The organism is Mesorhizobium sp. M7A.F.Ca.US.002.01.1.1 (assembly GCF_004022955.1).
Classification (GTDB): Bacteria; Pseudomonadota; Alphaproteobacteria; order Rhizobiales; family Rhizobiaceae; genus Mesorhizobium; species Mesorhizobium ciceri.
In genome coordinates this window covers 1-9,967 of record NZ_RZQE01000205.1, presented here as the reverse complement: position 1 = coordinate 9,967, position 9,967 = coordinate 1, and the positions used below count along the sequence as shown (strand labels likewise).

Here is a 9,967-nt window from a genome sequence, read left to right as displayed (position 1 = left end):
CATCGGCATCGAAAGTCCGGAGCCGCGAGCCGCGACGCCATCACCGATGGCGTCGGCGCGCTCCTGTAGCGGCCAAGGCCACGCGTCAGTGCGTCTCGGCATTCTTTGCGGCGATCAGGCAGATCAGTTCGTACATCATCACCATGGCGACCTGCGCCGTGATCTGGTTGGGGCTGTCCTTGGTCGGCATCAGGCAGACGACGTCCCCACCGATGATGTTGAGCCCCTTCAATCCTTGCAGAAGGCGCGTCGCCTCGCGGATGGTCAGGCCGCCGAAGCCCGGCTCGAGGTTCGAAACCCCGGGAGCGACGGAGGGGTCGAGGCTGTCGAGATCGAAGGTGATGTAGGCGGGGCGATCGCCAACCCGCTCGCGGATCATCTCCACCATGCGCTCTATGCCCAAGCGTTCGAACTCGTCCATCGTAACAACCCGATAGCCCAGAGCGCGACTCGAGCCGCCAACGCCGCCGGTGTGGATATCCGCCGCCGGATGACCGCGCATGCCGATCTGGATGCTGCGTTCCGGGTCGACCGCACCTTCCTTTGCCGTATAGGCCGCCCAGTGCGCCGCCGAACGCTTCGCGCCAAGCCAGTGGGGCATGTTGTCGTAGGAATCGGTGTGCGCGTCGAAATGGATCAGCGAGCAGGGCTGGCCTCCCGACAGGCGCCGGCCCGGTCCGGCGATGGCCTTGATGATAGGCCCGGTGATCGAGTGATCGCCGCCGATGGAAACCGGGTTTGTGCCGGCGGCGTCGAGCCGGGCGTAGAAGGCTTCGATGTCGCGGACACAGGCCTCGTTGTTCATGGCCTCGGGCAGGGGAACGTCGCCAAGATCGCTGATCTTGGCGGCATCCCATGGCGAAAAGCCGTGCACCCCGTGCGAGCGGCGATAGTAGCCCGACACGTTGCGGACCGCACGCGGGCCAAGATGTTGGTCGCGCTCCGTCGAGCCGTTTCCGGAGCTGTGCGGCACGCCGACCAGGCCGATATCCACATCGGCCGGAGTCTCCGCTACCGGGCAGCGGAAAAACGTCGCGATGCCCCACCAGTACCAACTCTGCGAACTGCGCCTGGCTTCGGCAATATCGTCTTGGCTCATCATCGCTCCTTCATCCGTATGCTGGCGGGGAAGGCTCGCCTCATGGCACCGCCGCCTCCTCGAAATTCATCTGGATGCTGGTGGGGAATTCTGTATAAGTCAACAAAGTTGTTCTATACAGAACACATAAAATTCCGGCTTGTACGGCGGACCGAGCTGACGGTATGGGATTGAACATGCTGAGAGCGCAATCATGACGAGTGGCACCCAGAGGCCGTCCACGGCCCGCATCGGTGATGCCCTGCGCAATCGACGGCGCGAACTGGACCTTACCCTCCAGGCCGTGGCGGATGGCGTTGAAGTCAGCAAGGGTTTTCTCAGCGAAGTCGAACGCGACAAGGCCTCGCACTCGGTGGCAACGCTCGTTCGCCTGTGCGACATTCTTGGAATTACGATCGGCAGCCTGTTCCAGCATGACAACACGGCTGTCGTCCGCGTTGACGCGCGCACTCCGGCGGTGCTCGGCGGCACCGACCTTTCAGACTTCCTGCTCAGCCCGAAATCCGCGGTTCGGACGCAGGCGATCCTGTCGATCATGGCGCCGGGCGGCACCGGCGGCGACAAGCTCTACAGCTGGCGTTCGGAAGAGGAATTCGTGTTCGTCGTCGAGGGCAGCGTGACCGTGTTGCTCGAAGGCGAGGAGTTCGTCCTGCTCGAAGGCGACGCCATGACTTTCGACCCAAGACGCCTCCACACCTTCCGCAACAGTTCCGCCACCAAGCAGGCGCAAGCGCTTTTCATCCTGTCGCCGCCGTCCGTCTAGAGGCGCAGTCATCTTAAGCCAGCGTAGTCCGATGACGTCGGCTTTCGGGAAACGGCGAAGCTGGTCTTAACGACCGACTTGAGGCGCAAAGCTGCCGGCTTCACCCCCTCGGGAGTTTCGCGCTCGCCTGCCGGGCCTCGCCTTCGATCTCGATCTTGCTCCGCGCTTGAAGATCGAAGCGCACCGTTACGGTGCGCATGCGCGCATGCAGGACTCCGTCCAGCGTACCGCGCATTTCATGCAGATAAGTCAGCGACGATTTCCCAAGCTTTTCTATAACGCTGCGAACGGTGACCAGAGTTCCCACCGCGGTTTCATGCACGTAGTCGATCTCCATCCTCACATCCGCCCAGCCAAGGGTCGGCGTCAAACGAGGATCGGCAATCCTGCCCAGCAACTGGAAACTGGCGTCATCGAACATCGCCACATAATGACGAACGTTGAGATGGCCCATCGCGTCGCACATCCAAGGATGCACGACGCCGACATAGGTTTCGATGCCGGGGGGCGTCAAAACCCGACCTCATGTGCGCCCTTGAGATCCAGCAGTTGACGGGCTTCGTCGGGCGTCGCGATTTCGAGCGACAACTCGTTGAGAATGCGCTTTATCTTGGCCACCTGTTCGGCATTGCTCTTGGCGAGCGTGCCCTTGCCGACATAGAGGCTGTCTTCCAAACCGACCCGTACATTGCCGCCCATGATCGCGCCCATCGTGCAGAGATTTATCTGGTGCTTGCCCGCGGCAAGGATCGACCAGAGATAGTCGTCTCCGAACAGCCGATCAGCCGTCCTGCGCATGTGCATCATGTCTTCTGGGTCGGCGCCGATACCGCCCAGCAGCCCGAAGATCGTCTGGACGAAAAGCGGCGGCTTCAGCAGCTTGCGGTCGAGAAAGTGCGCAAGCGTGTAGAGGTGACTGACATCGTAGCACTCGAACTCGAACTTCGTGCCATAAGCCTGGCCGACCTCGACGATGATCCGCTCGATCTGCTCGAACGTGTTGGAGACGATGCCCTTCTTTGTGTCTTCCAGATAGCCCTTCTCCCAGTCGTACTTCCAGTCGGTGTATTTCGGCGCGATGTGGTGCAAGGCGAAATTCATAGATCCCATATTGAGCGAGCAGAGTTCCGGCTTCGAAGCGTGCGCCGCTTCAAGGCGCTCTTCGAGGGTCATCTTCAGCCCGCCGCCGGTGGAAATGTTCATCACGGCGTCGGTCTGCTGCTTGATGCGCGGCAGGAAATCCATAAACAGCCTGGGATCAGGGGTAGGCTTGCCGGTCTCCGGATCGCGGGCATGCAGATGGATCACCGACGCCCCGGCTTCGGCTGCTCCGACAGCGGCGTCGACGATCTCGGACGGCGTTATCGGCAGATACGGGCTCATCGTCGGCGTGTGGATCGAGCCGGTGACCGCACAGGTGATGACGACTTTCGGCGATTTCTTCATGGTTGAACTCTCCCTTGTCTGCCTTTTGTTGTTATCTATCGAGAGCGAGGCAATCCTCACGACCACAGCCCAATCGAACCGCCTCGCCCGCATTGAGTTCGGACCGAGACGACGATGCGGCAAGCTTGACAATGAATTTCAGGCCGCCCGCCGTCACAGCGACGAGCCGGATGTGATCGCCGACATAGACGGACTGAACGACGGTTGCCGCGATCACGTTGAGGGCGGTGGAGCCTTCGTGCAATAAGGACATGCGCTCGGGCCTGATCGACAGCGTCACCCTGGCGCCCGTAGGGGGCGTCGCGCCAGGGGAAATGGCGTTCAACACCAGATCGCCATCGTCGAGATGGACGGCCACGCCACCATTTTCACCGCCGGCAAGCACGGTGCCGGACATGCGGTTGTTCTCGCCGATGAAGCTCGCCACAAAGCTGCCCGTCGGACGCTCATACAGTTCGCGTGGTGTCGAAAGCTGCTCGATGCGGCCGGCGCTGAACACCGCGATCCGGTCGGACATGGTCAGCGCCTCGGTCTGGTCGTGGGTCACATAAACGAACGTGACGCCAAGCCGGGCATGGATTTCCTTGATTTCGAACTGCATCTGCTCGCGCAGTTGCTTGTCTAGGGCGCCGAGCGGTTCGTCCATCAGGACAAGATTTGGTTCGAAGATCAGGGCGCGGGCAACCGCGACGCGTTGTTGCTGCCCACCCGAAAGCTGCGCCGGACGCCGGTTGCCGAATTCGGGCAACTGGACCATGTCGAGAACGTTCCTGACACGTTGCGTCACCTCCTCGCGGCCAAGTTTGCGGACCTCGAGTGGGAAAGCCAGATTTTCGGCGACCGTCATGTGCGGGAAAAGCGCGTAGTTCTGGAACACCAAGCCGATGCCGCGACGATTGGCGGGAACGTTGTCGATGCGCTGACCGTCAATGAGGATTTCGCCCTCGGTCGTATCCTCGAATCCGGCAAGCATCATCAACGCCGTCGTCTTGCCGGATCCCGAAGGCCCCAGCAGCGTCAGGAATTCGCCGCGCATGATTTCCAGGTCGAGCTGACGCACCGCCTGGACGGTCTGCCCGTAGCGCTTGCTGACGCCACGAAACTCGACATGAACCGGGCCATGCGGGGATCCGCCCATCACCGCGCCTGCGCCTTCGGATCACGGCGTACCGAAGCCGGGCGTTTGCGCGCAGGTTGAGCCTCAGCCGCCGCCGCGGCGCGAAGAATGATGTCGGCGGCCTCGCGCAGATCGGCAACCAGCGCCTTGCGCGCAGCCGCGCCATCGGCGCGACGCAGCGCCGCGAGCATTTCGTCGTGATGGTCCAGGCCCAGGCCGTAGGTCACGTCGGAGCGGACGATGTTCAGAAACGGTCCTGCCTGCAGCCACAATTTCTCGATGATCTGCTGGATGAGAGGTGAACGCGCGGCATGGTACATCGTGAAATGGAAGCGCCTGTTCAGGCCGAGATAATTAGCCATGACATTGCTCTCGACGCATTCGCGCATCAGCCCGTTCAGCTTCGCCAATTCATCGAGTTCTTCGGGCGTGATGGTCGTCGCGGCCCACTCGGCCGCCGTCCCTTCGACGCTGCAGCGCACACGCACCAGATCCGAAATACGCGCCACCGTGGCCTCAGGGACAATGACGCCCCGATTTGGGTGGTCGAACATCGCCTCGTCGCTGACGAGTTGCCGCAAGGCCTCGCGCACCGGCATGGCGCTGGTCCGGTACTGTTCGGCAAGCTGTCGTACGACCAGTCTCTGGCCGGGCAGGAAGTCACCGTTCATCAGTGCCTCCTTCAAGCCCGTATGTACACGAACATGAGCTGTCTTTTGCGCGGCCGAGCCGGCAGTGGCATCCTTGCGATCGAGCATCAGTTTGTCCGGCGCGGCAGTATTTTGAGGTTGCTCGACAGGAAATCGTCGAATGCGGCGGCGAAGCCGTCGAGTTCTGCGTCGCCAAATGGCAGTGACAACGCCAGCATGCCGCGCGGCGTCACGTAGTACCCTCGCAACAGCATCTCGATATGCCAAAGCGCAATCGCCGATGGATCGGCATCGTCGAGCCGCGCCGGCGTGTCCACCGGCCCCCTGACGAAATGCAGGTTCATCAACGACCCGCGCCCTATGACGATGCCCTCGACGCCATACCGCTCAAGGGAGACGTTCATCGCTTCACGCAAGCGATCGCCGCGCGAATTGATGGCGCGGCTCGCCTCTTGCGTCAGCACCTGCGTCAGACCGGTGAAACCAGCAGCCATGCTGAGAATATTGTTGTTGAACGTCCCGCCATGCGAAAACGCACCAGGCAAAGCAGGATCGAAGCGGTCGACGAGATCCGCGCGTCCACCGAATGCGCCAAAACTCGCACCGCCGCCGATGTACTTTCCGAGCGTCACGAAATCGGGAAAGATTTCATGTGCGCCATGGAGCGCGCGGTAGTCGAGGCGCGAGGTCATCACCTCGTCGAAGATCAGCAGCGCGCCGGTCTCCTTCGTCGCGGCGCGCAGCGCTTCCAGGAACTCACGCGTCGCCGGGATGCAGCCGCCGCCGCCCATCATCGGTTCGACGATCACCGCGGCAAGTTCGTCGCCCTGTTCCTTGATGAGCGCCACGGCGCCTGCACTATCGTTGTAGTCGGCGAAGACAAAGGGGAAAGGCAAATTGAGCGGTGAGCCGCCATGCGCGAAGGTGAGTACGCCGCCATGATAGCCCTCGCGGAAGGCGAGGATCTTCGAGCGCTGCGTGATGGCGCGAGCCGCCGAAATCGCCATGATGTTCGCCTCGGTGCCCGAGTTGCAGAAGCGCACGCGCTCGATGGCCGGAAAACGGTCGACCACCGCGGCAGCCAGGCGCGCCTCATAGCGGTTGGGTGCGCCCAACATGATGCCACCCTGTATGACGTCCACAAGGGCCGCCGAAATCGCCTTGTCGGAGTGGCCGTAAAAACCGGCACTGTATTCCGAGACCAGGTCGACATAGGTATGGCCGTCCAGATCGGTCACCCTGCAGCCTTCACCGGAAACAAACGATACGGGGAATGGCCGATACCATAGAACAGCCCTCGTATTGCCGCCCGGCAACGATGCCGCGGCCTCGTTCTGACGCGCCCGGCTGTTCGGGTTGGCGTCAGCGAAACGCTGTCGCGCCTCGTCCAGAACAGCAGCGAGACTGACATTGGCGCGCACGTCTCTAGTGCCTTGCAGCATTCGATCAAATCCCTTTGGCTTTTTCACTTTTTTACACCGTACCGTAAATTCCTGTTGCTAATCAATCAATTTTGCGTTTGAAATTTGATCAAATCTACAACGATAAGAAAGGGGAACTGCAATGAGGACTTATCTGCAAGCCGTATCTGCCGCCGCGATCTGCCTCGCGACCTCGGCTTTGGTCGCGTCCGCGGCCGACCCCGTCACGGTAGTCGGCTGGGGTGGTACATGGGACAAGGCCTACAAGGATGGGGTCTGGGACAAGTACACCGAAAAGACGGGCGTCCCGATCGTCATGGAAGAGTGGGGCGGCGAGGTCGCCAAGGTGCGTGCCCAGGTGCAGGCGGGCAACATCACCTATGACGTCGTCTCGGTCGAAGCGCCCGCCATGGAAGTCGGCTGCGCCGAAGGCCTGTTCATTCCGCTGACGCCAGAAATCACAGGCGACGCGGCCAATTATTTGCCGGGCACCCTGCACGAATGCGGCGTCGCGTCCGATACCTGGGCCACGGTCCTCGCCTACAACACAAATGTCTACAAGGGCGACGCCGCGCCGAAGAGCTGGGCGGATTTCTGGAACGTCGAGAAATTTCCGGGAAAGCGTGGCCTCTACCAGCAGGCGCAGTTCACGCTGGAAAACGCGCTGATGGCCGACGGCGTTAAGCGCGAGGACATGTACAAGGTGCTGGCCACGCCGGAAGGTATCGACCGGGCTTTCGCCATGCTCGACAAGATCAAGCCGAACGTCGTCTGGTGGTCCACCACGACGCAGGGCATCCAGAACCTCGACAGCGGGGAAGTGACGCTCAGCGACGCGTTCAATGCACGCATCACCAACGAAGCCATTAACGAGAAAAAGCCCTACGCCATCGCATGGGACGCAGGCTTCTTCTACGGCACCGACTACTGGGCCGTGGTGAAGGGCGCACCGCACCAGCAGGGCGGGCTGGATCTCCTCAAGTGGTTCTCCATCCCTGAAAATCAGGCCGGCTTCTCGAAACTCTATGCCTATGGCACCGGCCGCAAGGAAGCCGCCGACCTCATTCCCGCGGATTGGAAGGCCAACCTGCCGACGTCGCCGGAGCACCTCCAGTACGGCGCCGCCTATAACAACGACTTCTGGACCGAGCACAAGGAAGCGCTGGAAGAACGCTTCAAGGCTTGGCTCGCGAAGTAACCCAGGCATGTTGGTCGGGACAAAGCCGGCTATAAAGCGGCGCCAACGGGGCGGCATGCTCGCCCTGTTGACGGCCCCGCTTATCCTGTTCGTCGTCATTCTGTTTCTGTGGCCGGTGGCGCGCTTCCTCGCTCTGGCCGTCGACAACTCGGATTTTTCGAACAACCTGCCGCACACAATTGCCGCTCTGGCAGGCTGGAAAGCAGATAGCGGCCTGCCTGGCGAACCCGTCTTTGCAGCACTCGTCGAGGACCTGGCCGACGCGCGGCGCGCCGGAAAGGAAGGCGTACTGGCGCAACTCGTGAACCAGCGCGTCGTCGGCAGCCGTTTCCTCGTCATCAAGACGGCAAAGGATGCGGCCGACGGCAAGCTGACTATGCGTCCCGTGCGCGACGAGGTGCTCTCCAAACAGGCCGGCTGGAAAAATATCGATCTCTGGCAGGTCATCGCGCGTCAGCAAAGCGCGCGAACGGACTATTATCTGCTTGCGAGCCTTGACCTGAAGCGAGGCGCGGACAATTCGATCGAAGCCATTTCAGCCGATCGCGCCATCTTCGTCGACGCGCTGCTGCGTACGATCTGGATCACCATCGTGGTGACCGTGATCTGCGCGGTGCTCGCCGTGCCGCTGGCGCAGGCAATTGTCAGCGCGCCGCCGGCCTGGTCGAAGCTCATGTTCGCGCTGATCCTGTTTCCGCTCTGGACATCGCTGCTGGTGCGCACCGTCATCTGGATCATCGTGCTGCAGAAGAACGGACCCGTGAATTCCACGCTGCTTGGCCTCGGCATCGTCAGCGAGCCGCTCAATCTCATTTACACACGCTTTTCACTCTACGTGGCAATGGTTCAGGTTCTGCTGCCCATGATGGTGCTCTCCGTCGTCGCCGTCATGCGGCGGGTTCCGACCACCTATATGCGCGCGGCACTGTCACTGGGCGCGCCGTGGCTCACAGCGTGGCGCTGCGTGCAGTTGCCGTTGATCCTGCCAGGAATCCTGTCCGGCGGGGCGATCGTTTTTGTCTTCGCACTCGGCTACTACATCACCCCGACGCTTGTCGGCGGGCCGACCGACCAGATGATCTCCAGCTACATAGCGTTCTACACGAACAGCACACTGAACTGGGGCATGGGTGCAGCGCTTTCGTTGCAACTGCTGATGATCCTCGTCCTGTTTGCATTCCTGTTCTGGACGGCGTCCGTCCTCTTCCGCCGCAAGGCGCATGTCGCATGAGCGCCGACCGCTTCCGGAAATGGCTGATGTATGCCTATGCGGCGACATTGCTGGCGTTCATCATCCTGCCCCTGCTGATCGTGATCCCCATGTCGCTGACCTCGAGCAACTCGCTGGCGTTTCCGACGCCGGGCTGGTCGCTGCGCTGGTATGCCGAACTGTGGGTCGACCAGCGCTGGCCGACCGCGCTGTGGAACTCGGTCGTCATCGCGCTGTCCACCACGGTTCTGGCGCTGCTGCTCGGCATACCGGCGGCGATCGGGCTCGCCTGGGGCGATTTTGCCGGCAAACGGATCCTCTATGCGATCATCGCCGCGCCCTTGGTGACGCCGGTCGTCATTGTCGGCGTCGCGGCCTTTTCATTCTTCGCCACACTGGGACTCGTTGGCAACAAGCTATCGATCATTCTGGTGCATACGGCCATGGCCGTGCCTGTGATGCTGACGACTGTCGTCGCCAGCCTTTCGACCTTCGACCGGACGTTGGTTCGCGCGGCGGCATCGCTCGGCGCCGGCACCATGCGCACATTCTTCAAGGTAGTGCTGCCGCTGATAGCGCCGGGCGTCATTACAGGGGCCATCATCGCCTTCATCATCTCTTTCGACGAAGTCGTCGTCGCAAGTTTCCTCTCGACGGGCGCAGAGCGAACCTTGCCTCGCATGATATTCTCCGGGGTGCGCGAGTCCATCAGTCCCGCCATCGCGGCCGTCGCCGTGCTGCTGATCGCTTTCTCGGCAATCCTGCTTGTGGTCATCGCCATCCTGCAGAGCCGCTCACAAACTCTTCGCGCAAAGGCATCGGCATGAGACTGGTACCCTCGGTGCAGCAACTAGAGACAGAGATGACGGCCTGGCGGCGGCATCTGCATGCCAATCCAGAACTCGGCTTCGAAGAGTTCGAGACGGCACGTTTCGTGGCGGACAAACTGCGCTCGTGGGGCATCGAGACGACCGAAGGTGTCGGCCGCACAGGCGTCGTCGGCACGCTCAGGGGCAGGCTCGGCGCTGGTCGCAGCCTGAGCATTCGCGCCGATATGGACGCC

At 61.7% G+C, this 9,967-nt stretch carries 10 protein-coding genes and 1 pseudogene; 5 read left to right on the top strand and 6 right to left on the bottom strand.

Annotated features, from left to right (window positions below):
* Nucleotides 1-85: 85 nt before the first annotated feature.
* The gene (locus EN932_RS19755; protein ID WP_063170311.1) at nucleotides 86-1,099 is read right to left on the bottom strand and encodes an arginase family protein; all 1,014 of its coding nucleotides are present in this window, start codon (nucleotides 1,097-1,099) and stop codon (nucleotides 86-88) included.
* A gap of 193 nt (nucleotides 1,100-1,292) precedes the next feature.
* Here EN932_RS19755 and EN932_RS19750 point away from each other — a divergent pair, with 193 nt between their 5' ends.
* Nucleotides 1,293-1,862, top strand: coding sequence for a cupin domain-containing protein (locus EN932_RS19750; protein ID WP_128368989.1), 570 nt, complete (start codon nucleotides 1,293-1,295; stop codon nucleotides 1,860-1,862).
* 100 nt (nucleotides 1,863-1,962) lie between these two features.
* Here EN932_RS19750 and EN932_RS19745 read toward each other — a convergent pair whose 3' ends face one another.
* Genes EN932_RS19745 through EN932_RS19725 form a run of 5 tightly spaced genes read right to left on the bottom strand, consistent with a single transcriptional unit; the run spans nucleotide 1,963 to nucleotide 6,517 of the window.
* Nucleotides 1,963-2,376: an acyl-CoA thioesterase gene (locus tag EN932_RS19745; RefSeq protein ID WP_164753839.1), complete on the bottom strand. Its 414-nt coding sequence runs from the start codon at nucleotides 2,374-2,376 to the stop codon at nucleotides 1,963-1,965.
* Complete coding sequence (locus EN932_RS19740; protein WP_063168755.1) at nucleotides 2,373-3,308, bottom strand: 3-keto-5-aminohexanoate cleavage protein; 936 nt, start codon at nucleotides 3,306-3,308, stop codon at nucleotides 2,373-2,375. Before EN932_RS19740 ends, EN932_RS19745 begins: the two co-directional genes overlap by 4 nt.
* Nucleotides 3,309-3,339: 31 nt before the next feature.
* Nucleotides 3,340-4,446, bottom strand: coding sequence for an ABC transporter ATP-binding protein (locus EN932_RS19735; RefSeq protein WP_128368990.1), 1,107 nt, complete (start codon nucleotides 4,444-4,446; stop codon nucleotides 3,340-3,342).
* Nucleotides 4,446-5,183 (bottom strand): GntR family transcriptional regulator, encoded by a 738-nt coding sequence (locus tag EN932_RS19730; RefSeq protein ID WP_063168757.1) that lies wholly within the window; start codon nucleotides 5,181-5,183, stop codon nucleotides 4,446-4,448. The genes EN932_RS19735 and EN932_RS19730 overlap by 1 nt, the downstream gene beginning before the upstream one ends.
* Entirely contained in the window at nucleotides 5,183-6,517 is a 1,335-nt protein-coding gene (locus tag EN932_RS19725) for an aminotransferase class III-fold pyridoxal phosphate-dependent enzyme (RefSeq protein ID WP_127368868.1), read from the bottom strand. Before EN932_RS19725 ends, EN932_RS19730 begins: the two co-directional genes overlap by 1 nt.
* Before the next feature lie 121 nt (nucleotides 6,518-6,638).
* On the opposite strand from EN932_RS19725, the gene EN932_RS19720 reads away from it, so the two are divergent.
* From EN932_RS19720 to EN932_RS19705, 4 genes and pseudogenes are all read left to right on the top strand, one after another.
* The gene (locus tag EN932_RS19720) at nucleotides 6,639-7,694 is read left to right on the top strand and encodes an ABC transporter substrate-binding protein (protein WP_063168759.1); all 1,056 of its coding nucleotides are present in this window, start codon (nucleotides 6,639-6,641) and stop codon (nucleotides 7,692-7,694) included.
* 55 nt (nucleotides 7,695-7,749) lie between these two features.
* A complete protein-coding gene (locus tag EN932_RS19715) occupies nucleotides 7,750-8,925 on the top strand; it encodes an ABC transporter permease (RefSeq protein ID WP_127368869.1) in 1,176 nt (391 codons plus the stop codon).
* Nucleotides 8,922-9,731, top strand: a complete 810-nt coding sequence (locus EN932_RS19710) for an ABC transporter permease (protein ID WP_082826529.1) — start codon at nucleotides 8,922-8,924, stop codon at nucleotides 9,729-9,731. The genes EN932_RS19715 and EN932_RS19710 overlap by 4 nt, the downstream gene beginning before the upstream one ends.
* A gap of 35 nt (nucleotides 9,732-9,766) precedes the next feature.
* A pseudogene (locus tag EN932_RS19705) lies at nucleotides 9,767-9,967 on the top strand (amidohydrolase); the annotation flags it as partial.